This window comes from Flavobacterium sp. FlaQc-48 (genome assembly GCF_044007335.1).
In the GTDB taxonomy this organism is placed as follows: domain Bacteria; phylum Bacteroidota; class Bacteroidia; order Flavobacteriales; family Flavobacteriaceae; genus Flavobacterium.
Genome location: NZ_JBIPCR010000002.1, coordinates 80,254 through 103,570, shown reverse-complemented (window position 1 = coordinate 103,570; position 23,317 = coordinate 80,254). Strand labels below are relative to the sequence as shown.

The window sequence follows — 23,317 nt, the reverse complement described above, 5'->3', positions numbered from 1 at the left end:
AATTTAGATTCTGGATTTTTTATTGAAATCTGAAATTTAATACCTTAATTAAATTTCAGATTTCAATAAAAAAGAGAAGCACTTTTGGTCTTCTCTTTTTTAATTATTTGGTTAACCAGGCATCTTTTAACGGATCATCTGCTCCTCCAAATTGATCTCGTATTGCTTTTTGATAGTTTTGTGGATTGTATGCAGATTCTGTCGCCATATACATCCATCTGCGCGGCAAAATGCCATTTGCAGTTCCAATTCCTGTACCTCCGCTCAGCAATGCCGGAATTCCTGTACGACGGTAGTTATAAAAAGCTTCCCATCCGGAATTGTTAAACATAGCCATATATTTCTGCGTTAAGATCTGATTTAAACCTGTTGCATTATCACCTGCATAAGCAACATTGGTTAAAAACTGAGCAATATTCACTGTAGCAGTTCCCCAAACATCTCCTTGTTTAAGTCCTTTAGGATTAACCTTAACATTCGAAGAACTAATTGGAAAATTGATGCTAACAGTTTGACCTTCACTTAAACCGTAAGTTGCCAGCGAAGCGTTAATTCCTTTCAGGTACCAATCTTTAGCATTTTGGCCTGTTATCCAGCCTCTGTTAATTGCTTCAGCAATATTAAAACACATCTCCGAGTAACCTATAAATATAAAAGGCTCTGCATTTGCTCCGGTTTGAGAAACATAATAACGGTTATAGTTCGCAAAAGAGTACATACCGCTATCGGAATTATTAAGTAAAACTGCCTGCGATAAATTGGGATCAGAACCTATAAAAGCAGAAAAATCGCTTACAGCTTTTCCAGCCGATATTTCTGCTGGCGCCGGAGTAGAAGTAACAAAAATCCTTGGATCTTTTGTTTGTGATCCTATATTTAAATACGTGCCACCAGGATTTGAAAAATTATTATAAGCATTTAATTGCAAAGAATAAACAGGATATCGGTTTACGGCATTATAAACATATACCATATTATCACTGTTTCCTTCCATTATTGGATATTGTGCCGGGTTGCTAATGATATTGGCAAACTTTTGAGCTACTTGTAAATCGGCATTATCTTGCGCTCTTTTACTTAGGCTTACCAAAACACGTAAAGTGTAGGTATTAATCAGTTTTTGCCATTGCAGGTATGTAAAATTGAAAATATCACCGCCCGCATCTACTTTTTGAGAAGCCAGTGTTGGCGTAGCTGCAATTAAGTTTTTTATAAGGGTATTGGCATTATCAAGCATACCCAAAGCACTTTTATAAACATCTTTTTGATTATCATAAGCCGGTGTTAAGTTCTTTGAATCCCCTGCTTGCGAAAATGGAATATCTCCCACTCTTTGTGACAACCAAATACCTGAATACGCTTTAAAGAATTGCGATAATGCAAAATAAACATTGGTATTATTACCCGATTGTTTAACAGCTTGCGTCTCTAAGCTTAAAGCGTATTTTAGAATATCATAACTATCGCTGGTATTACCATAATTATAGTTATTATTAAATCTATAATATTGATAATTAGATATATTATACTGTGCACCACCAGCAGACAAAGCCCACGGTTGCTCATCAGTACGGATCAGTGTCGCTGTTAAATGGTTTAATAGCAAGGTTCTGGGAATAATTGCATCTGCATTTGCTACGTTAGGGTTATCAATCAAATCACCTTCCTGGCAAGAGAAAAAACCTAAACAACTGATGCTTAATAAGCTGAAAATTATATTTCTTAATTTCATGGAAATAGAAAGATTAAAAAGTTAAATTAATATTGAAACCATAACGACGAACAGTTGGACTAGAAAGATCGCTTCCTGCACTACCTCCAACCAAAGCTCTGTCAGAAGCATTATAACCTGATGCGTATTGATCCAAATCAATATCCTTACGCGCTGCGAAATACAGTAAATTTCGACCTACCAATGAAAATGTTGCTTTTTTAATGAAGGAACGGGCTAAAAATTTTGCCGGCAAGCTATATCCAAAAGAAACTTCTCTAAGTTTTGCATAAGAACGGCTAATCATGTAATATTCATCTGCGTTGGCACCAATACCACTAGAGATATAACTTTGTACCGATACTGGTAAATCATTTTTAGCAAAAGTTAAATCATTTAAATTATCAATTTGTCCATTGCTAAAATGAGGTGTACCTGATATAATTTTAACTCCGGGACCAATATAGGAAGGTGTTGCTGCTTTTGTACCATTTGCAGTACTGTTCCATTCAGCTAAACGGGCTGCACCGAAATCTCCCGTAGCAGTTTCCAGATCTGTACCGCCATTCATAGCATGGTAATAAACAAAATCATACATTTTACCACCTATACGACCATCAAATTGAAAACTTAAACTATAACCTTTATATTTAAAAGTATTCGTTATACCAAAAGAAAAGTCTGGATTTGCATGTCCTAAAAAACCGTTATTTGCAATACCTCCAGGCGATTGTAAAGGCAATCCACCGCTTCCGTTTACAATATTACCGCTTCCGTCTCTTACGAATTTGGTTCCGTAAATAGCGTCAAGTCTGTCCCCAACTACAAAATTGTGGCCGTTTTGCTGTAAGTACTGCTGATCTCCATAAATTTCTTTAAGTGTTTCTTTATAAGAAGAATAATTTAAATTCACATCCCAATTTAAACCTGCCGGATTTCTCAATACTGATCCCATTAATTCAAGTTCAACACCTCTTTTAAGTGTTGTAACTCCATTAATCAACTGATTGTTTGATGTGGTTGCCGTTGAAACTGGTAACTGAAAAATGTTGGGACCATTAGTTGTTGTAAAAAAAGTAGCATTTAAACCTAGTCTGTTCGAGAAAAATTTGACATCGAAGCCTGTTTCAATTGACTCTACGTTAAAAGGTTTTATATTTTCGTTAGCAATAGTGTTTGATAACGTGATTGAGGGTGTTCCGTTATAAAAAGTACCTGAAGCAACTGGCGATTCATTTACATAGGTTGGTCCGTTGTATGGTGTATAATTTTCTGTTCCGTAACCCAGTAAACCAAATACAGGCTTGCTATTCCAGCCTGTTCCTAATGCTGTAGAATTTAACGCATTATAAGAAGTACCAATTGTTGTAGCCGTCAAACCTCCTTTTACATCAGCATACGAAGCTCGTATTTTTAAGAATGAAATAGCCTCTGGCAATTTAACATAGTCTGAAATCGCAGAACTTATTGCTACTGAAGGGTAAAAATAGGTGTTATTTCCCTTTGGTAAAGTCGATAGATTATCTACACGATTAGTGGTATTAATATTGAAATAATTTTTATATCCAATATCAAACGAATAAAAACCACTATACACCTGCATTTTAGAACCAAAATTATAACTATACGGTTTAGCTGCTGAATTGTTCATATTATAAACTCCGGGAAGTGATAAACCCTGAGTTGTTTCCCATGTAGAATCATAAGTAAAAGAACGCTGGTTAGCTCCAACTAAAGCACTAAAATCCCAATTACCAAATTTATGTTTGTAATTTAAAATTAAATCGGTGTTGTTCTCTAATAAATTTCTTTGATCTCTTCTGTAATCCCCGTACCAGCCAAAACTATACCATGGCAAATACAAATTTAAATTGGCCGAAGCCGGAACGTCTTCTGTATTAAGCTGATTGTAAGTATTTATAGATTGTCTCAATGACAAATCAAAATCATTATTGAATTTATAAATAGCTTTTAAAGAGCCATAAACATCTGTTTTTGTTCTTCCCTTTAGCCATTCGTTAGCCATAAACCAGGCATTGTTCAGCCTTCCGTATTCTGGTGCATATTGAGTCAGTCCCGGAACACCTTGCGGTCCTTTGTAGTAATCTTTTAAATCATTAATATCAAAATCAGCAGAACCATAAACCTTAAACATATACACATAACTGTTAGGGCTATATTGTACATCTGGTACATTTGGAGAATATTGCAAATTTAAATTCAGGTCTGCCTCTACTCGTAATTTTTCGCTGATATTATATCCTAAATTAATTTTAAAATTATCTATATCTAATTTTGTGTTGGGAAAAATCCCTTTTTGGTAGGTATGCCCGTACGAAGCACGAAGATTGTACTTCTCACCGCTTGCTGCAAGGCTAATACTGTTAGTGCTTACATAACCGTTCTGTACGAACTTGTCAAAATTGTCAGCACCACGATTCAGCCAGGGTGTTTTTTGTCTATTACCTGTTACCGGATCATAAGGGCTATCATATTGCTGCGTTTCAAAACCACTATTAAAGCGAGGTCCCCATTCCGGTAAACGCTGTTTATTGTCATACAACACATTTCCATAAGTATATTGATAATTACTGCCTCGACCATATTCCGTCTGACTTTGTGGCAATACAATAAATCCTTTATCCAATTCAGTTGTACTGTTATAATCTATCTGCCAGCCATCACTTGCTTTTGTACCTTTCTTTGTAGTAATTACAATCGCACCGTTAATTCCTCTTGAGCCATACAATGCCGCAGCATTTGGGCCTTTAAGTACTGTATAGGTTTCAACATCATCTGCATTAAAGTTATACGAATCTGAGTTTACAGGCTGACCATCTACAACGTACAAAACATCTTTGCTACCACGCAACACTACTGTTGGCGCGCCATAAAACTCAGAACTTGCACCAATTTGCAAACCCGCAACTTTTCCGGATAAAGAGTTTATAGGATTAGCATCACGACCTAAAGTAAGATCTTCTCCTTTAATTTGTGATTGAGAATAACCTAGTTTTTTTACTTCTTTTTTAACACCTAAAGCAGTTACTACTACTTCAGATAATACTTCCTCTTCAGGAGATATGCTAATATTTAATTCAGACTGGTTATCCAGTAAAACTTTTTGAGACTTATATCCCAAAAATGTAACTAAAAGTGATTGACCACTTTTTGCATTTATGGAGAAATTTCCATCTATGTCAGTAGTAATGCGGGTATTAGAACCAACAATTTGTACACTTGCTTCTAGTACTGGTTGTTTTAACTCATCTGTTACACGTCCCTTATATAGGGTTTGAGCAAACAGCGTATTACATCCAAATACGAAAAAAAACAATAACCCTTTTCCTATTTTTTTTAAACTCATTTTTTTTCTGTTTTTAAATTCATTTTCTTTTTTTTAGCGGGGTATTAGCATTAATTTATTTTTTACAAAAAATGCGAAACAAGGGATGAAATTTTCACCTGATCAAGATGAAGTAATTTTATCAAAACAGATTTAAAAAGCGCATTTTATGAATCTAACCCTCGCCGCTTTCTAATGCTTATTTTTCAACCCTGAATTAAATTATTAGTATTAGTAAATTAATCCATGCAAAAATGATTTAATTTTTACCATTAGTAAACTTTTGCGTTTTAAGAAATTCTTAACACGTTATTAATCTTAGGTAAGTAAATTGTTAAGAGAGGGGGAAAACGACCTAATTCATTAAGTTTTTTGGAAAAATATTAATATAGAATATAAAAGCAGATATGCAAAAGTTTACAAATAGTAATATTTTATAGTAATTATAGAGGAAGTATTTGAAATAAAGATTTCATTTGGATCAAGCAGTTCTTATTAGCTACATTACCATCTACTGCTACTGATGGTAAATTTTTAAGAACATCTATCGCATTTCCATCCTTTGCGGATTCAAATTGATAAACTGGGATAATAACGCACAAAGATTGAATAATGTCGAAAAATTAATGATGTAAAATTATAGTTGGTAAAACTATAATTCCAAGTTCTGTAATTAATTAGAAAACAATATATTTCACGGTATCAATTACAAACTTTATAATAAAGGCTTATAAATATTCAATTGGCATTGATTTTAGTTAATGCTATTAAACAGGTAAAGCATTATTTGAAAGAATTTTCAAATAATGCTTTATTATCTTATCTCGAAAAATTTTATAAATATTAATTTAATATTCTTTCCAGATTATTTCATCCAATTAGAAAAAGTATAAAAATACTATTCTACTATTTCAAAAAGGTCAGAGTTTAATACTTCTTTGTCACAAACCTTATTGTAAATTTCTATCCTACTATTACAAATTTGCAGGGCACAATGGTTTCGTTTTTTTTTATTTTCGCTCTAACTGTATGTTACAAATTTTATTATATGCAACCGGAATTTGCTCAACCTGAACATCGCTCTTATCTAAACCGAAAGCTTTTTCATCACTCAACCCTAATTTTTTAAGAAAGAAATATCCTTTTAATAAGAAACCGTCACGTAATTCAAATTCATTTTCTACTGAAAGAAATTTTTCGATTACAACAAATTTAAAATCAGGTTCGTTGTTATATTTTGTCGAACCATCTGGACGGATATGTAAATTTAATTCTTTACTTGCTACTAATTCCTGTACAATTTTTTTGAAATACAATTCGGCTCTTGGCTGTACTCTAAAACCCACATTGATATTTATTTTTATTACTTTATCATCAACCAACTCCGAAACATCATAAGAAAGAGTAAATGGATCTTCGGTTCTGTTGATGTGAAGAAACCAATATACATCAGCACGTTTTGGTTTTTTTGCGAAAATTGATTTGATAATTTTTTCTTCTATTTCATGTCTTCTGTCAGCTTTAGTCAGATAGATTAAATGTGTTGCAAATTTTGGTATAACATCATCCTGGCTTAATTCGGTCAATTGTTCACTGTATTTTCCCAGTTCTACAAATTTAGTGTAGCTATTATTAATTTTTCGTGCATAATACCACACATACATTACCATAAAAATAAATAATTCGAAAAATAAAAACATCCAGCGTTCTTTTATTTTAGCAACATTGGCGATAAAAAATGATATTTCAATAGCTCCAAAAATAACTAAAAATCCTATTACATACATTTTATTCCATTTTAATCGATAATAGATAAAATAGCTTAATAATAAGGAAGTCATCATCATTGTGATGGTTATAGAAAATCCATAAGCCGCTTCCATGTGAGCACTTTCTTTGAAATAAACCATCATTAAAACACAGCCAAACCAAAGCATGGTGTTTACACTTGGTATGTAAATTTGACCTTTGCTGTCGCTAGGCTGGCTCACCGTAACTCTGGGCCAAAAATTAAGATTCATTGCTTCGCTAATTAAAGTAAAGCTTCCGCTTATTAAGGCTTGTGATGCAATTATGGTTGCCATTGTAGCAATTATAACACTAGGTAAAAGAAACCATCTGGGAATAATTTCAAAAAATGGATTTCTGCCATTCAGCAGTACTTCTCCCTGATGCATTAACCATGCGGCTTGCCCTAAGTAGGCAGTTACTAAACTTATTTTTACATAAATCCAGGTGATGCGAATGTTTTTGATACCACAATGTCCCAAATCTGAATATAATGCTTCAGCACCTGTTGTGCAAAGAAAAACGGCTCCCAAAAGCCAAAATCCATGTGGATAATTAATTAATAAATTATAAGCATAATAGGGATTTAATGCTTTTATAATATCGGGATGGATTAAAATTTCGTTAATTCCAAAAACAATTAGCATTGTAAACCAAAGTGTCATAATAGGGCCAAATGCCTTACCAATAACCTGAGTTCCAAAACGCTGAAAAAAGAATAAAAGTGAGATAATGGCCACTACAATTCCAATGGTTAAAGTATTTCCCGGAATAATAATATGTTCTAATCCTTTGACCATGCTTAAGCCTTCAATAGCTGATGAAACGGAAATAGGCGGAGTAATAATTCCATCAGCAAGTAATGTTGTTGCTCCCAAAATAGTTGGAATTACTAGTTTTTTGCCATAACGCCTAACGAGTGCATAAAGAGAAAATATCCCTCCTTCACCGTGATTATCTGCTCGGAGTGTAAGCCAGATATATTTAATTGTAGTTTGAAAAACTAAAGTCCAGAATACACATGAAACGCCTCCATACACTAACGTTAAATCTATATTTCGTGTACCAATTATGGCTCTAAAAACATATAACGGACTTGTACCAATATCTCCATATATTATTCCAAGCGCTACTAAAAGTGAAGCAATTGTTACTTTGTTTTTAATTCCATTTTTTGAAATATCCATTTTAATTTGTTAAAAATTTAATGGCGCAAAGTTCGACGAAATGGTATCTGTAAAACATAAAGAAGTACCGTTAAAATATAAAGATTTTATAAAGATTAACTAAAGCGATAGCCAACACCGCTTTCCGTAACAATATGTTTGGGCTGATTTGGGTTTTCCTCAATTTTCTTGCGTAATGTTGCAACAAAAACACGTAAATATTGTGTCTCGGTTTGATACCCAATCCCCCAAATTTCTCTTAGAAGGTATTGATGTGTTAAAACCCGTCCTTCATTTTTTATAAAAAGAGATAATAAATTGAATTCTGTTGCTGTGAGTTTTAAAATTTCATTACTTTTTTTTACAACTCGTGCACTTAAATCGATCTGCAATTCGCCAAAATTTGAAATATTACTATCTTCATTCCTTTGATTGCGTCGGATAACAGATCTGACTCTCGCCAATAATTCAGCTGTTCTGAATGGTTTTGCCAGATAATCAGTTGCGTGATTGTCTAATGCTTTTACAATATCTTGTTCACTATTTTGAACAGAAAGAATAATAATCCCTTTGGTGTACCAGGTACGCAATTCTTTTAAGACCTCATGACCACTTTTATCTGGTAAGCCAATATCCAGCAAAATTAAATCAGGCGGGTGGTTTACTGCCATTAGGATACCGCTTTTACCTGTTTCGGCCTGCCAAACTTTATAGTCGTTACTCTCTAAAGTGATTTCGAGCAGTTTTCTAATTGGTGCTTCGTCATCTATAATTAATATTTTGGCTTTATTCATTCTTTAAATTTTTTAAATAGGAAGTTTCAACAGGCAATTTTATTATAAATTTTGCTCCGCCACTTATATTGTTTTCCAATTCGATAGTGCCGTTGTGTGCTTCTACAAATCCTTTTACAATTGACAGGCCCAATCCACTTCCGCCGCTTTTACTGTTTTGCAGTCTGTAGAATTTATCAAAAATAAATTCTATCTCATTTTCAGGAAAACCACCACCATTGTCGGAGACAGAAATAATACAATTAGAAATCTCGTATTTCGTATCAATCTCAATAATTGTATTTTTTGGAGTGTAAAGTAGTGCATTATAGATTATGTTGTGCATTATCTCTTCGAGTAGGCCTGTATCTAATTTAAAAAAAGGCAAATTTTCGTTTGGTTGAAAAACTAAAATCTGATTATTGGATAATGGTAATAATTTTTGAATAACACCATTTATCAATTCATTAGTATCACACCAATCTTTTTTTAATTGTAATATTCCAGTGTCTAATCGGCTCATATTTAAAAGGTTTTCAACCTGCTGATTTAGCCTGATACTGGCTTTGTCTATTTCGTCTAATAAAACTTCTTGATTTTTTTCAGAAATAGCACTGTCTTTTTCTTTTAATAGATCGATAGCTCCTATTATTGTTGCAATTGGTGTCCGTAATTCGTGTGAAATTGAATTCAATAAGACATTGTAGAGTTTTATGGTTTTTATTTTTTCTTCTATATCTCTGGCTTTTTCTCTGGCTTTGTTTTCAGAATCCCGTATTTTGAAAGTTAAAACTGCATTTACTAACGCAATAATAATATACATCATAAACAGCAGTACATCTTCGGTGTTGGTAATTTCAAATGAAAAAAGTGGCTTAATAAAAAAGAAATTCAAAATTAAACCACTTAAGATTGCCGTTATTAAAACCGGAAAAATATCAAATAAGACTGCAAGAACCGAAACAGTCATTAGTAAAATTAATGCTGTAATTCTATAATCGATCAAATTTGAAGATAAAAAACAAAGTGTTGCAATTAGTAAAACTAATGTAATACTAATAAAGGATTGCTTTTGAATGGAGTATACTTTTAATGTAAATCTTCTCAAAGTAAAATATTGTTGGCCTGAGCAAAAGTAATTAAATATTAAACCGTTCTGGAATAAAAATTTTTATGTGTATTTAATTTTGGCTAACATATTAAGTTGTTAGTTATTTCGAAAATTTAACTCCTTTTTCGAAAGGTATAGAAACATTAGATCTATTGTAAAAAAAAAGATACCAGAACCTTAGAGAATATTTCACTAAGATATATTCCTGTCAAAGTCAACAAGTGCAATGAAATATCTGCCTAAAATACAAGATGAAAACAAACTTGCCCTTTGGAGTTATTGAATGGTTTCTTATTCTTTCAATACTGTGAATTTGAAGCGGTACAGGAATTAATATCTTTTTGCAAATTTTGTGATTTTATACTAAATGCATTTTTTCATCACCTCATAAACTGGCTGACTGTCTACAAACTGCTCAAAACTAATAATTTTTCCATCCTTCAATTTCCAAACATGTGCCACTCTGGCTTCAAACGGTTTGCCTGTAATTTTGTATGTGCCTGTATAAGTACCAAAAGCAACAACTTTATCATCACTTGCTACATAATCTTCGGGAGTAAATTTGTAATCGATCCATTCACTTCCTAATCGGCTAAAAACATTTTTGGTAATGTTTTCCAAACCAATGTAAGTTCCTCCGTACGGAAAACCTTTGGCTTCTGTCCATGAAATCTTATCTGCTGCATACTGCGCCAGATTTTTACCATTTTCCTCCGAAGTTTTTCCTTCGTATGTACTTTTTACAATTTCTAGATTTGTCATGTTATTTTTATTTAAAGAGCAACCTGACAATACAATAAGTATCGCCAGGCTAATCATGATTTTTAGTTTTACCATTTCATTTCTCCCGTGTTTACTTTGGCACCAATCTGCAAGGCTGTGTCAAAAGTAAGTGTTGGATATTTTGCTTTTATCGCTTTAATTAAAGCTTCTGAAGTTTTATTGGTTTTTAAAGCTTCTTCATAAAACTGGATATAGCTTTTTGTATGTTTTACAGCTGAAATATCAAACGGACTTTGAGAATTAGCGTGAGCAGGAATTACAATTTGTGGATGTAATGCTTCAATTTTGTCCAGAACATTAATCCATTGTTTGCGTGCAACTGGTGTCTGTGCATCTGCCATCCAAAGGTTAAAGGTGGTTCCAAAAACATTAATACCACCCACAACTGCTTTTATTGAAGGAATCCATACAAATGTTTTTGATGGAAATTCTTCTAATCCTGCAATTTCTAATTTCTGTCCTTCCAAATCAATACTGTTTCCTTTTAAAACCTGAGGTAAAACAATATTAGAAGTAATGGCTTTACCTAATCGTTCTCCCCAAACGTCTAATTTTTTCTGTGCAGTTGCTTTAATAGACTCGACTGTTGCCGGCGAAGCATAAGCGGTAACTTCAGGGAAATATTTTTTGAATACTTCCAATCCGAAGTAAAAATCAGGATCTGTATGTGAAATATAAATAGTGGTTAGTTTTTTGCCTGATTTTTTAATTCGTTCGGCTACTTTTTCAGCATCTTCCAGCGTAAACTGTGCATCAATCAAAACAGCATCTGTTTTTCCTGAAACTATTACTGAAGCGACACCAAAACTATTTTCGGATGCATTAAAAACTTCCAGCTTTAAATTATTGGCTTCAATAGTTTTGAAATTCTGTGCTTGTGTTTCCATATTAGATAAAATTAGTGTTAGTAAAAATACTGTTGAGATAATTTTTTTCATTTTTATATTGTTTAGAATGATCAATACAAATATGCAATCATTCTGTACAAAAAATCTTTAAACTAGTTTAATAAAGGAGTTCTTCAATTCTATTTACAATGGTTTCAAAACTGGCGTAACCTTGTTCTAAAACAAATTCTTCTTTTTTCTTTTCGACCAGTAAAGTTGGGTAAGAATTGGCATATTGCCTGGCCATTTCAAATGTTTCAAGCGTAGCATTTTTTATAAATTCTGAATCAAATACTTCAATAAATTTTTCTATATCCAACTTTAGGTCATCACAAATCTTCACATAAGTCTGGACTATATTCAGATCCTGACCATATACATATCTTGCTTTTTGAACCTCAGCAGCAAATGATACAGCTTGTTCAGTCCATAATTTTTTTACAGTAACAATTGCTCTTGACGGCACTTCACTGTCTAAAATAACATCTTCATTTTCAATTAACTTAAAATAAGCTTCCCCAAATGCAGTTCCTGTAGTATGCTCTACCTGAAGGTCATGCTTTTTAATATATTCTGCCATTGGTTTAGATTGCTTTCGGGCATTTGCACCGGTCCACATACCTGCAGGCAAGATTTCAAAGTCAAGGATCTCTTTATATTTGTTATACAGTTTTTGTGTATTGGCGGAGTTTCCATAACACCATCCGCAAAGTGGATCCATTACATAAATAAGTTTCATTTTTTTGATTTTTAGAAGCCGGACATTTGCATCAGAAAAGAAAAGGATGTAAATGCAATAATTTAATTTAAGAAACTATTTTTCAGCTGGGTTGATACTGTAAAGGTACTACCGCATAAACCCAAAAATCTTTAAACTATTTTAATAAATTATAACTGAAAATTATTTCTTTAATACGATTTTCTTCCTTATATTACTCAGGAAAACATTGGTAATACCAAGATAAGCAGCCACTTGAATATTAGAAAGACGCTGTCCCAGTTTAGGATATTTTTCTACAAATTCAATATAACGCTGGTCTGCTGTTTTACTCAAATTATCAATCATTCTTCGTTGTAGGGCAACATGTGTTTTTTGGGTCATTACCCTAAAAAGTTTTTCGATTTTAGGCAGGTTTTCGTAAGCAAATTCCTTGTCTTCTTTTGAAATTAAAAGCACTTCACTGTCTTCAAGTGCCTCTATAGAAAGCTGTGAAGGTGTTCCATTAGTAAAACTATCAATATCAGTAATCCACCAATTTTCTATCGCGAAATAAAGTATTTGGTCAAAACCATTTTGGTCAATATGATAAACACGCAAAAGCCCGCTTGAAACAAATCCTTCAAATTTGCAGACTTCTCCTTCCCGCAATAAAAACTCCTTTTTTCGAATCAGTTTTTTCTCAAATAAATCAACAAATGCTTCTGTTTCATTTTCGGAAAGTGAAATATGTTTCAAGATGTTTTCTTTGAGAAGCTCTTTCATTTTATTGGGTTTTTCTTCATTTGGCTGCATTATTTGTGTTTTCATGGAGTGTCAGTGACAGCAATCCGAAACTTAGTACCAAATTTAACGTTTTACGAAAATATAAAATAAAATATTTCGTAAAATTAAGATATGATAAAAACGTTTCTAAGTTTTGCCTAAAGCCAGGCTTTCAACGCTGAAATTTTCAGTTAAAATACAAATTACAAAAAACCGATGTTATTTGGTACCTTTTGCTGCAAGTTCTTTCTTTAATGCATTTTTGGTAGCTTTATCTATAAATTTTTGTGGTAATAATGAAATCAAAAAAGTCTGTATTGCGTGTTGCCAATAAGGCATTATGCTTTGCCTGCCGCAGCCTATTCTATTTAACACACATTTTGCATAAGTTTCGGCACTTGGACGCATAAGGGAAACAGGCTTTCTATTGCTTCCGGTATTTACGCTTCCTGTGAGCAATGAAATTACTTCTATATTTTCAAGTTCACGAGCCAAAGAAATAGAGAAAGCATTATTATAGGCTTTTGTTCCGGCATATACTGCTAAATAAGGCGGAGGTAAAAGCCCGGCATAAGAAGACACATTGAGTATTAAAGCGGGCTTTTTGAAATAAGGTATTAAATCATGTGTCAGTTGCGAAGGAAATGCAGTGTTCAGCATAATTGTTTTGTCAATTTCCTGATTACTCATTTTCGTAAGTTCAGAAATGGGACCAACACCTACATTATTTATTAAAATGGTTATCGGTAAATGGGCAATAGATGATACATTCATTCTACTGCTTTCGCTTCCATCGTGTATCAAATGTATAACCTTACAAGTTGTGTTTTTTGTTATAATTTCATTTTCTACCGATTTTAACTTTTCTGCGTTTCGTCCATGAATAATAACATTAAATCCATTATTAGCAAGTTCCATTGCAATTGCTTTGCCAATGCCGTCAGTTGCTCCTGTTATCAAAGCATAGGCATCTTCTGTTTTGTATTTAAGTAGTTGAGAGGGATGTAAATAGGGTATTATGAATTTAAAAAGTTGAAGAGACAATACCGTTAATGTAAGGATTCCAATGCTCCAAATAAGCTGATTTATCATAGTTGTATTTTTCATACAAAACTATCTCAGCTCTCTTGTATTAACAATAGAAATACAATGGTAATTATTGGACTATTTGCGGTATCTTACCCTAAATTGCAGCGGAGTCATCTTTTCCAAATTAGAAAAATAACGATTAAAATAGGCGGGGTCATCATAACCCAGTTGATAGGCAATTTCCTTTACTGTATTATCCGTGGCATACAGTAATCGTTTAGCTTCTGTTAGTATCATTTGTTGTATCCAATAGCTAACAGTTGAGCCGGTAATTAATTTAACAGCCTCATTCAGGTAAGCGGAAGTGATATTTAATTCATTTGCATAATTTACCGCACTTTTATGTGTTTTGAAATGCTTTAATAACAAACTCTTAAACTGTTTTGTGATGACATGCTTTCGGGAAATAGCGGTGTCACTAACTTTTATTTCTTTATAGGCTTGTGCAAATAGACAAACACACGTATTTGTAAGCGAATAAATTACTTCCAGACTTGTATTTAATTTTTCAGAAGCTTCTGCCAATTCTATGCAGGAATTAAAAAAATGGCTGGTAGTTGAATTTAAACTTATAGACTGGTAATCAAAGTAGTTTTCTTCGAAGATAGCTCTGTTTTTTTTACTTATTAGTTTTGAATCAACAGTCAATAAAGATGCTTCTGTGCCAGAATCTACCAAAATAACGTAATGTACTTGTCCCGGTAAAATGCAGATTATGGAATTTTCCGTTAAGGTGATTTCTTTAAAATCAACTACAATTTTACTATATCCATTTTTTTGAAGAATGAACAAGAAATGGTCATCCCTTCGATGTGGTATTTTTTCATATAAAGTGCTGTTGTCATCCGCGCCAACAAAATGAAAAATACTTGTTGCCTGGTTTGTAAACTCATTTAAAGAAACTGTAGGAATATTTTTTTTCATCCTATGCTTTGTTTATATCTTATACTTTGCAGTGCATATATCTATAACAAATTGTATTTACACTATGATGTTTCTGTTGCGATTGCACAATATTACTCAAAAAACAGATATAGGAATTGTGAAATTTTATAAATTAAAATTTATTTTTTCCAAAAATGGGATAACACACAAGTGTGTCTGTGGAAAAAGAGCTAATAAATAAATAACGCCACTGAAAGACAGTAGCGTTATTTGTCATTATGGCGGGCGATTAGGGGTTCGAACCTTACATCTATTTCAATTTCTTAGATTCCCTCACTGTGCTCCTCTAAGTACTCCGTTTTTGTATTAAAATTAAAACAAGGCTTCAAGACTTATAAAATTTTTATTTCTTTAAGTCTTTATTCATCCAAAAGTACAAGGGGGGATTAGAATTGGAGCGAACAAAAGAGTACTGGTCAATCCGCCTATAATTACTGTTGCGAGAGGTCTTTGCACATCCGATCCTATACCTGATGATATCGCAGCAGGAATAAGCCCCACAATGGCAACAATTAGAATAGACAATAAAGCTCTTAATTGTTCTTTTGAAGCTGTCAATACGTTCTCCTGCAAATCATTCTTTTCAAAAATTGTCTTCCTGTTGAGCGCCGATACAAGAAGTACGCCTGCCATCACAGAAATCCCAAAAATACTCACAAAACCAACACCGGCAGAAACATTGAAATAATATCCCCTAAGGAGTAAAGCAACAATTCCACCTCCTAAAGCAAACAAGATACAACACATTGTAATCATGGTGTGCTGGAAATTTTTGTACAGCATAAACAGAAATAAAAACACCATGATAACTGTCAAAGGAATCGTAAAAGCCAATTGCTTTCCTGCTCGTTCCAGATTTTCATATTGTCCTCCATAAATAATGTTATATCCTTTGGGTACTGTTACACTTTTTTCCACTTTTTCTCTCAGTTCTTTTACAAAACTTCCCTGGTCCATCCCCTTTATATTTGTTCGGACCGTAATCATGCGTTTACTGCCGTAGCGATAAATATTAGTTTGTCCTTGAACAAAATGTATGTCTGCCAATTGGCTCATTGGTATTAATGCGCCATTGGAAGATGGAACCAAAATATTTTTTACAGCATCAGTAGAATTTCGGTACTCGGGTAAAAACCGAACTACGATATCATAACGTTTTGTTCCGTCATATAAAGTCGAAATTGTTTTTCCGCCTATAGCCGCTTCAATCATATTTTGAATATCAGACACATTAATCCCAAAACGTGCAGCTTCTTCTCTGTTAATATCTATCGCCAATTGTTCCTGCTCTCCTTCCTGTTCAATATTAACATTGGCTGCGCCGTCAATCTTTTTCGCAATTTGAGCAATAGTTTCGGCCTTTTTTCTCATCATCTGTAAATCATCGCCAACCACTGAAATAGCAAGGTCAGCTGCGCTACCGTTTACAATCTCCATTACCTGATCTATGATGGGCTGCCCTGAAGAAAATTGTACTGATGGAATTTGCTGCTGTAAATCCGTTTTAATTATTTCAACCAAATCTTTTTTAGCAATGGTATCGCTCCAAAGTTTATAATCCTTTAGTCCCACTAAAATTTCATTTCTGTTGGCAGGAAACGGGTCAGTACCATCATCATTGCGGCCTGTTTGCGTTATTACATAGGATATTTGAGGATACTTAGCAATAATTTTTCTGATTTTCGGAGCGTATTTAGCATTTTCCTGTATCGAAATTCCGGCAGGGAAATTCCCTCTTAAAAAGATGGATCCTTCATCTAAAGGTTGGCAAAAATTCGGTTCCTAGTTTTAATCCGCATAAAATAAATACAGCTACAACCGAAAAACCTATGATAGTGGTTTTCTTATAATTATTTAAAAAACCTGATAATGTTTTTTCGTATGACTTGGTTAAAAAATCCAATACCAAATTTTTGTGTTCTTTAATAGGTTTATCAATATCTAATAATTCTTTTCTGTAAACAAACGAAATCAGCACAGCGATAAAAGTAAGTGCCGCCAGCATTGAACCTATAACTGCAAAAGCCAAAGTTAAAGCCATTGGAGAAAACAATTTCCCCTCCACTCTGGTCATTAAAAGTATCGGCATATAGGCCAATATAATAATGGTTACTGAAAAGAAAATTTCCCGGCCTACTTCCTGTGCGGCCTGCAGGGTGATTTTTACAATCCCTTCCTGTCTTTCCTGAGGTGTGGCAGTTCTATATTTCCTGATCAGATGTTCTGCCATTAAGCAGGCGCCATCTACGATAATTCCAAAATCTATGGCACCAAGAGAAAGCAAATTGGCAGGAATGCCTGTAAGTTTCATTAGAATAAAGGCAAACAGTAAAGAAAATGGAATTGTTAAGGCTACTACTAGTGCACTTCTGGCACTTCCAAGAAACAAATCCTATCTGGTGATTTGCATTATTACTGCGTTTTAGTAAAGCTTTTATGCGAACCAAAAGTTCTCTCATCTCAAAAGGCTTAGTAAGATAATCATCTGCACCGGCATCAAAACCTTCCACTTTATCATCAGTTGTGCCAAGCGCCGTCAGCATAATAATAGGTAAATCCGGTTTAGTCCTGCGAATTTCTTTACTTAAATCCAGTCCGTCAAGTTTTGGCAGAATAATATCTGTAATCATCAAATCATAGTCATTTTGTAATGCCAATTTCTTTCCGGATAGTCCGTCATAAGCTAATGTGGTTACAAATCCTTGTTCTTCAAGTCCTCTTTGAATCAATTCGGCTACTCTTTGGTCGTCTTCTATTACTAAAATTTTCATCTAAGCAAAGTTACAATAATGACAGCAGAATGGATAAAATATTTATTATTTGAAAATTCAGCATCAATAGGTAAAAGGTATGTACAAATTGCGGTCAGTTATTTTTTTAGATTGGCAGTGTTATTAGGCAACTTTAACAGAAGATTAAAAGCAAGTAAAAAACAAAGTATTCCTAAAATGGCAATCCAAAAATTAGAAATTTCTGTAGTATGCTTAACAATACCATTTTTCTCTTTAATAGCAAGCATATTCAACTTCATAATCTGAAAAATATCCTGACGAATCTGGTTTTTCAAAATGTCATTAGTACCATCTTTTTTAAAAGAATTAAAATTACTCTGTAGACTATAAGTAACTTTATCTTCACCAGATTCTGTAATATTTGCCATTTGTTTGGTGAGATTACTTTCAAATATTACTACTGCTTTTTCTTTATTCGAATTAATTTCGTCTAACGAAAGAAGCATATTTCTAGAATACTCAAGGGTATTATAATTGGCTTTTAAGATGCTTTCTGTGTCCTTTTCTATCGAAAAATTATAGTAAGCACTCACTAATGAAAGAGTAATTATCATTAGAAAAAGCAAACCAGCTCTTAATTTTAATGTAGTTTTCATCTTTTTGAATTATTAGGTACTGTCCACTGTGTTCGATTATTTTTACAGATATGAAACCTCATTTTCAATGCTTTATCATAAGCTCTAAATTACAACTCTTAATTTTTAATTCCTAATTTATAGCTTTATCCCCATTATTACAGCAGTTCACTATATTTAATGCCTTTCGGATCATACTTCATCGCAGTGCACAAACAGTTTTTTCTTTGTTTACTGATCAATATTGGACAATTAATACTGGATTTGCATCCCTCCCGGAAAAGTTCATCGGTTGTCAACTCAGAATAAGTAACCGGCTCAAAACCTAGTTCTTGGTTCATTTTCATTACTGCTAATCCCGATGTCGAAGTAAATATAATTGCCTCAGGATACATTTCCCGGCTCACTTCAAAAATCTTTCCTTTAATCATTTTTGCAAGTCCGGTATGTCTAAATTCAGGTGCCACAATAAGTCCTGAGTTAGAAACATATTTACCATTCTCCCAGGCAGAAATAAAAGCAAAACCTGCCCATCTCCCATCCGACGCAAAAGCTATTACTGCCTCTCTTTTTTTCATTTTTGTCTCCAGCAGTTCGGGTGAAGATCCTGAAATACCAATGCCGCGGGCTATCGCAGATGATAAGGTGACCTCGCATATCTGCTTTATCCAGAAAGTATGGGAGGACCTTGCTCGTTCTACAGCAAAATCAACCGGTTCCTCACTGTGTTTGACAGGCAATTTTTTATAGTTGTGAGATGAACTTGAATAGAAAAAACCTTTCTTGTTAAGGTTTATTATTGGATCTATTAATGGGCTTATAATCTTCATAACTTTAAAGTATTTGAGAGATCATCAGAACAGTAATAAAAAATACGATGGTAAATACCAATAAGTTTATAACCCTTTCTTTATTCCTTATCGATTTATTTGATAAATATAATTTTGTAAGTTCCTTGTTTCTTTTTTTATCTACTTTCATAGTTCTTTAAATTAATATTGTTTTGGGTTTATTCGAATTTGTTAGTACTGTCACGAATTTTTTAAGTCAATTTAGAATATTGATTTCAATTCATAAAGTAACTGATTTTATTATGAGTGAAAACCATTGAGAAAAAATTACAGAAGAGTTGAAAAGTCGTTAATGAGACTCATTTTCTTTTGGATTATACCGCATAGCCGTACATAAACAGTTTTTTCTTTCTTTATAAATTAATATGGGGCAATTGACACAAGACTTACAATCTTCCCAGAAATCGTTGTCTGCTGTCAACTCTGAATAACTGACCGGCTCAAAACCAAGTTCGTGATTCATTTTCATCACAGCCGAACCAGTAGTAAGACTGAATATTATCGCCTCGGGATATTTCTTGCGGCTCAACTCAAAAATTTTTCTTTTAATTCTTTTTGCAATACCTGTATGTCTAAACTCAGGAGCGACTATAAATCCTGAATTAGAAACATACTGATCATTATCCCAGGAAGATATAAAACAAAAACCTGCCCATCTCCCATCTGACGTAAAAGCAATAACAGCTTCACCTTTTATCATTTTTGTTCCCAGAAACTCCGGAGTACGTCCTGAAATTCCTGTTCCCCTCGCTTTAGCAGATGCTAAGGTCGCATCACAAATTTCTTCTATCCAAAAGACATGATCTGCATTGGCTACCTGAACCGTAAAATCTATTTGATCAGAAACTTTATCATTAAGCAATAGTATTGCTTTGCTTCGTACAGAATCAGGCCGAAGAAAATCTGTGCCTGAAAAATCTATAATGCGTTGTTGGGTTTTCATATTTGATTTAGTATTTCTCGATTTTGTTTATACTAAGTGAATGAGGAATACAAAAACATTCTATCCAAATTACATACCACTATTAGCTGTATAACAAACAAAAGCCTATATATCAATAGTTTGTATATAAAAAAAAATTAACCCTTATTTATATCCTTATCAAAATGATATGCTTTTATCATTTTGATCAAATTTTAGCAGCTCATTATTTACTAATCCCCAACAGGACGTCTAAACCAAAATGCAGAAGACATAAAAAAGTCCATTTAGAAATGGACTTAAATTAAGATAACTCAATACTATTAATTACAAATCCAGAAATTAAATTTTCATATTTTAAGTGCACCAAATACATTTTGAGGTGCAACTAAGAAACAATTTGAACAAGTATAGCATGATCTACAATCACACCTCTAATCTTCATTATTTCTTCAACATCCCGATAACTAAGTGTAAATCTTAATTTGAAATATACTGACTGAAGAATTATGTATTTTGGAAAACAATGACCTTTAGTATTCCTTTTTTGATCGGTTTAAAATTCTAAAGATAAAATTTATTCCCAGATGAGACAGCCCTCCTCATTGTAACCAAGAACATAATCACCAAACAGAACCTAAAATAGCCTGTAAAATAATATTTACAGGCTATTTATTTTTAAGTCGCTTTCTTTTTATAGAAGAATATGATTATTGTTTAACAAATGATTTATTGATAATATTAGCACCTTTTTGGATTCGTACCATATATATTCCTTGAATCAATTTATTACAGTTGTACGGAATCTCAATTCTGCCTACCTCATAAGTTTTATCTGTAATGATATCCAGTTTGCGTCCATTTATATCAAACAGCAAAATGGTTACTTTCTCTTGTTCGGTTTGCATAAATGAAATTGTTAGAATTTCATTTACCGGATTTGGATAAATACTCAAATCCACTTCTGAATCAGCAACTGCATTCTTAGCAGTAAGTGTGGTTACCGTACAATTTGGTGTTGTACTAAAAGCCATTTGCGCAGCTGTAAAGTTGGTAAATGTTGCATTGATGTCGATATTAGAAGTATCACTAGCGCCTTTGCCATCGCAATTGTCTCTTCCGTTTCTCCAATAAGGAAATTGCAAATAAACACCCGGAGTAGAACAGCTGCCAATTTCGGCATCGCCGCCTACTACAACTGAACTGCCAAAATCTCCTGCAAACAACATTGCATTTCCTTTTATATTGGCCGTGTTTTTTACAGAACCGCCTTCCATCCAGGCATTGCCTTCAACAATAGCGCTGTTTGATAAAGTAGCATTGTACACACAGGCATTTCCTCTTACAATGGCACTGCCGCTTATTGTTCCACCATCTACCATGGCATAATCATCGATACGGGCATTTCCTGAAATAGTTCCGCCTCTTACAATTGCATACGGGCCTACGTAAACTGTAGACGCAACAGTTGCATTATTAGATACCCATCCGCCACCGTTAGTATGCAAATGTCCGTTTGTTTTAAGAAAACTTCTAAAATTTGCGGCAGGCTGAAATCCTTCAGGAGTAGCATTTGCAATTTTTAATTCATAAGGATATCTTCTTTGTTTAGGGTAACCTACATCCATATTGTAATTGACATGCACTTTTGGCGCGGCAAAAACTACCAAATAAATATTGGCTTCTGTCGAAGTATTTAGCGCGAATGAAGCTTCACCATCTGTTTTATACATGGGGCTGTAACGCGAAATCGTTCCGTCTGTTTTTGTAGTTACAAAACCATAACGCCATCCTGCCTGAGTAGCATTAACTTCTGAATGTCCTTTAAATTTAATGGTAACTTTTTTCTGAGTGCCCGTACAGGTTGGGTATAACGGAATCACATTCAATCCGTAATCCTGTGGCGCCCAATCGTTGTTCGTGTAATATTGATCTGTTGTTCCCGTTACTTTTGTAAGCAAAGTATATTGTCTGCTGGTATAACGCGGCATATTCGTTTTTATGGCATTGTAAACGTTTCTGATGGTTTTTCCGAAATTACTGGTTGTGTTAATTTGAGAATTCCACTGAATAGGATAATCGAAGGCCGGCTGCCTTTGTGCATATCCCCAAAGGTAATCATCGAGCTGATCCTGTGTAAAACCTTTTAATCTTTTAATGGTTTCCAGCGGATGTTCTTCATTAGTCGATTCTGCCCACATTCGTCTGGTAAAATCAAATCCTTCTTTTTCCTGAACATAATACATCAAATGAAAATTCGTATAATGATGTCGGTTCGAGGACCACATAAAATGTTTGGTCTGAATCCAGCGGGTCAAAGTTCCGTCAATTTCTGCCCATTGCGGATAAGCCTGAGCACGCATAAAATTGGCATGACCTTCAAAAAACGGACCCGCCCAATCGTATCCCGAAAATGCTTTTCCGGCACCAGGATTTTCCTGAATGCTCATCATCATTTGCAGCGTATGGGCAAACTCATGAGATAAAGCCCCGCCATCTCTGGTGGCTTCAGGATGTACGAACATGGCGCCAATGGTATTACTAAAAGAACTCGCCTGCGCAAAAGCCTCTAATCGTGGATCTGTAGAATTCCAGGTATTCATCATCATGATAATGATCTTGTACTTCCCAAAATTGGTCGTTGACGCATTATTTACAAAATGCAAATCAGTGATATAGCGTTTAAAACTAGTCTCTAGCGTATCTGCAACCGATTGAGGCGTAAATCGTAAAGCAGCATCCGCATAAGCTGCAGGATTGGTACCTACTTTATCACCCCAGTACAATACGAAGTTCGTAGACTCGTATTTTCTGGAGTTGGACACTTTATTATAAAACTCATTATTGGGGTCACTCCATTCTGTGGGAGTAAAAAGCGTTTTCTGTGCAATTGCAAAATAACTGGATAGAAAAACGACAACTAACAGTAAAAGTTTTTTCATAGTTTATTTAATTAATAGGTTAAGAAATAGCATTCTTTTGTAAATGTATAAATCACACTTACAATTTAATAAGACAATATTACCTTAATTTAATACTATTTTACCTATTTTAATAAACATACTATTCTGTAAAACAAATAGTTAAATACAAAA

17 protein-coding genes and 1 pseudogene are annotated in these 23,317 nt (G+C 33.8%); all 18 read right to left on the bottom strand.

Translation table 11 applies throughout. The features are described from left to right. Positions 1-103 precede the first annotated feature (103 nt). Complete coding sequence (locus ACHRWY_RS03715) at positions 104-1,732, bottom strand: SusD/RagB family nutrient-binding outer membrane lipoprotein (protein ID WP_395352630.1); 1,629 nt, start codon at positions 1,730-1,732, stop codon at positions 104-106. Between the two features lie 13 nt (positions 1,733-1,745). Next, positions 1,746-5,078 carry a SusC/RagA family TonB-linked outer membrane protein gene (locus ACHRWY_RS03710; RefSeq protein ID WP_395352628.1) on the bottom strand — a complete coding sequence of 1,111 codons (3,333 nt, stop codon included), beginning with the start codon at positions 5,076-5,078 and terminating at the stop codon, positions 1,746-1,748. Between the two features lie 989 nt (positions 5,079-6,067). Then, entirely contained in the window at positions 6,068-8,032 is a 1,965-nt protein-coding gene (locus tag ACHRWY_RS03705) for a KUP/HAK/KT family potassium transporter (protein WP_395352626.1), read from the bottom strand. A gap of 95 nt (positions 8,033-8,127) precedes the next feature. After that, entirely contained in the window at positions 8,128-8,805 is a 678-nt protein-coding gene (locus ACHRWY_RS03700) for a response regulator (protein ID WP_395352624.1), read from the bottom strand. Further along, positions 8,798-9,892 (bottom strand): ATP-binding protein, encoded by a 1,095-nt coding sequence (locus ACHRWY_RS03695; protein WP_395352622.1) that lies wholly within the window; start codon positions 9,890-9,892, stop codon positions 8,798-8,800. The genes ACHRWY_RS03700 and ACHRWY_RS03695 overlap by 8 nt, the downstream gene beginning before the upstream one ends. Positions 9,893-10,258: 366 nt before the next feature. Continuing rightward, the gene (locus ACHRWY_RS03690; RefSeq protein ID WP_395352620.1) at positions 10,259-10,657 is read right to left on the bottom strand and encodes a nuclear transport factor 2 family protein; all 399 of its coding nucleotides are present in this window, start codon (positions 10,655-10,657) and stop codon (positions 10,259-10,261) included. Between the two features lie 68 nt (positions 10,658-10,725). Next, complete coding sequence (locus ACHRWY_RS03685; protein ID WP_395352619.1) at positions 10,726-11,616, bottom strand: MBL fold metallo-hydrolase; 891 nt, start codon at positions 11,614-11,616, stop codon at positions 10,726-10,728. A 67-nt stretch (positions 11,617-11,683) separates the two neighbouring features. Next, the gene (locus tag ACHRWY_RS03680; protein ID WP_395352617.1) at positions 11,684-12,304 is read right to left on the bottom strand and encodes a DsbA family protein; all 621 of its coding nucleotides are present in this window, start codon (positions 12,302-12,304) and stop codon (positions 11,684-11,686) included. Between the two features lie 162 nt (positions 12,305-12,466). Further along, positions 12,467-13,048 carry a Crp/Fnr family transcriptional regulator gene (locus ACHRWY_RS03675; protein WP_395353203.1) on the bottom strand — a complete coding sequence of 194 codons (582 nt, stop codon included), beginning with the start codon at positions 13,046-13,048 and terminating at the stop codon, positions 12,467-12,469. 219 nt (positions 13,049-13,267) lie between these two features. Further along, positions 13,268-14,155: an SDR family NAD(P)-dependent oxidoreductase gene (locus ACHRWY_RS03670; protein ID WP_395352615.1), complete on the bottom strand. Its 888-nt coding sequence runs from the start codon at positions 14,153-14,155 to the stop codon at positions 13,268-13,270. A 57-nt stretch (positions 14,156-14,212) separates the two neighbouring features. Then, entirely contained in the window at positions 14,213-15,061 is an 849-nt protein-coding gene (locus ACHRWY_RS03665; RefSeq protein ID WP_395352613.1) for a helix-turn-helix domain-containing protein, read from the bottom strand. A gap of 384 nt (positions 15,062-15,445) precedes the next feature. Beyond that, positions 15,446-16,798 carry an efflux RND transporter permease subunit gene (locus tag ACHRWY_RS03660; RefSeq protein ID WP_395353202.1) on the bottom strand — a complete coding sequence of 451 codons (1,353 nt, stop codon included), beginning with the start codon at positions 16,796-16,798 and terminating at the stop codon, positions 15,446-15,448. Positions 16,799-16,835: 37 nt separating this feature from the next. Beyond that, entirely contained in the window at positions 16,836-17,471 is a 636-nt protein-coding gene (locus tag ACHRWY_RS03655) for an efflux RND transporter permease subunit (RefSeq protein WP_395352611.1), read from the bottom strand. Positions 17,472-17,496: 25 nt separating this feature from the next. After that, positions 17,497-17,853: pseudogene (locus tag ACHRWY_RS03650) on the bottom strand (response regulator transcription factor); the annotation flags it as partial. A gap of 98 nt (positions 17,854-17,951) precedes the next feature. After that, positions 17,952-18,470 (bottom strand): hypothetical protein, encoded by a 519-nt coding sequence (locus tag ACHRWY_RS03645; protein ID WP_395352609.1) that lies wholly within the window; start codon positions 18,468-18,470, stop codon positions 17,952-17,954. A gap of 137 nt (positions 18,471-18,607) precedes the next feature. Further along, the gene (locus ACHRWY_RS03640) at positions 18,608-19,279 is read right to left on the bottom strand and encodes a GNAT family N-acetyltransferase (RefSeq protein WP_395352607.1); all 672 of its coding nucleotides are present in this window, start codon (positions 19,277-19,279) and stop codon (positions 18,608-18,610) included. 310 nt (positions 19,280-19,589) lie between these two features. Then, positions 19,590-20,243 carry a GNAT family N-acetyltransferase gene (locus tag ACHRWY_RS03635; protein WP_395352605.1) on the bottom strand — a complete coding sequence of 218 codons (654 nt, stop codon included), beginning with the start codon at positions 20,241-20,243 and terminating at the stop codon, positions 19,590-19,592. A 689-nt stretch (positions 20,244-20,932) separates the two neighbouring features. Next, positions 20,933-23,164 carry a DUF6055 domain-containing protein gene (locus ACHRWY_RS03630; RefSeq protein ID WP_395352603.1) on the bottom strand — a complete coding sequence of 744 codons (2,232 nt, stop codon included), beginning with the start codon at positions 23,162-23,164 and terminating at the stop codon, positions 20,933-20,935. Positions 23,165-23,317: the final 153 nt, after the last annotated feature.

Bases quoted from the DNA above. Each gene is read 5' to 3' on its own strand.
- ACHRWY_RS03715 (WP_395352630.1), bottom strand. From the start codon at position 1,732: ATGAAATTAAGAAATATAATTTTCAGCTTATTAAGCATCAGTTGTTTA.
- ACHRWY_RS03710 (WP_395352628.1), bottom strand. From the start codon at position 5,078: ATGAGTTTAAAAAAAATAGGAAAAGGGTTATTGTTTTTTTTCGTATTT.
- ACHRWY_RS03705 (WP_395352626.1), bottom strand. From the start codon at position 8,032: ATGGATATTTCAAAAAATGGAATTAAAAACAAAGTAACAATTGCTTCA.
- ACHRWY_RS03700 (WP_395352624.1), bottom strand. From the start codon at position 8,805: ATGAATAAAGCCAAAATATTAATTATAGATGACGAAGCACCAATTAGA.
- ACHRWY_RS03690 (WP_395352620.1), bottom strand. From the start codon at position 10,657: ATGACAAATCTAGAAATTGTAAAAAGTACATACGAAGGAAAAACTTCG.
- ACHRWY_RS03685 (WP_395352619.1), bottom strand. From the start codon at position 11,616: ATGAAAAAAATTATCTCAACAGTATTTTTACTAACACTAATTTTATCT.
- ACHRWY_RS03680 (WP_395352617.1), bottom strand. From the start codon at position 12,304: ATGAAACTTATTTATGTAATGGATCCACTTTGCGGATGGTGTTATGGA.
- ACHRWY_RS03675 (WP_395353203.1), bottom strand. From the start codon at position 13,048: ATGAAAGAGCTTCTCAAAGAAAACATCTTGAAACATATTTCACTTTCC.
- ACHRWY_RS03670 (WP_395352615.1), bottom strand. From the start codon at position 14,155: ATGAAAAATACAACTATGATAAATCAGCTTATTTGGAGCATTGGAATC.
- ACHRWY_RS03665 (WP_395352613.1), bottom strand. From the start codon at position 15,061: ATGAAAAAAAATATTCCTACAGTTTCTTTAAATGAGTTTACAAACCAG.
- ACHRWY_RS03645 (WP_395352609.1), bottom strand. From the start codon at position 18,470: ATGAAAACTACATTAAAATTAAGAGCTGGTTTGCTTTTTCTAATGATA.
- ACHRWY_RS03640 (WP_395352607.1), bottom strand. From the start codon at position 19,279: ATGAAGATTATAAGCCCATTAATAGATCCAATAATAAACCTTAACAAG.
- ACHRWY_RS03635 (WP_395352605.1), bottom strand. From the start codon at position 20,243: ATGAAAACCCAACAACGCATTATAGATTTTTCAGGCACAGATTTTCTT.
- ACHRWY_RS03630 (WP_395352603.1), bottom strand. From the start codon at position 23,164: ATGAAAAAACTTTTACTGTTAGTTGTCGTTTTTCTATCCAGTTATTTT.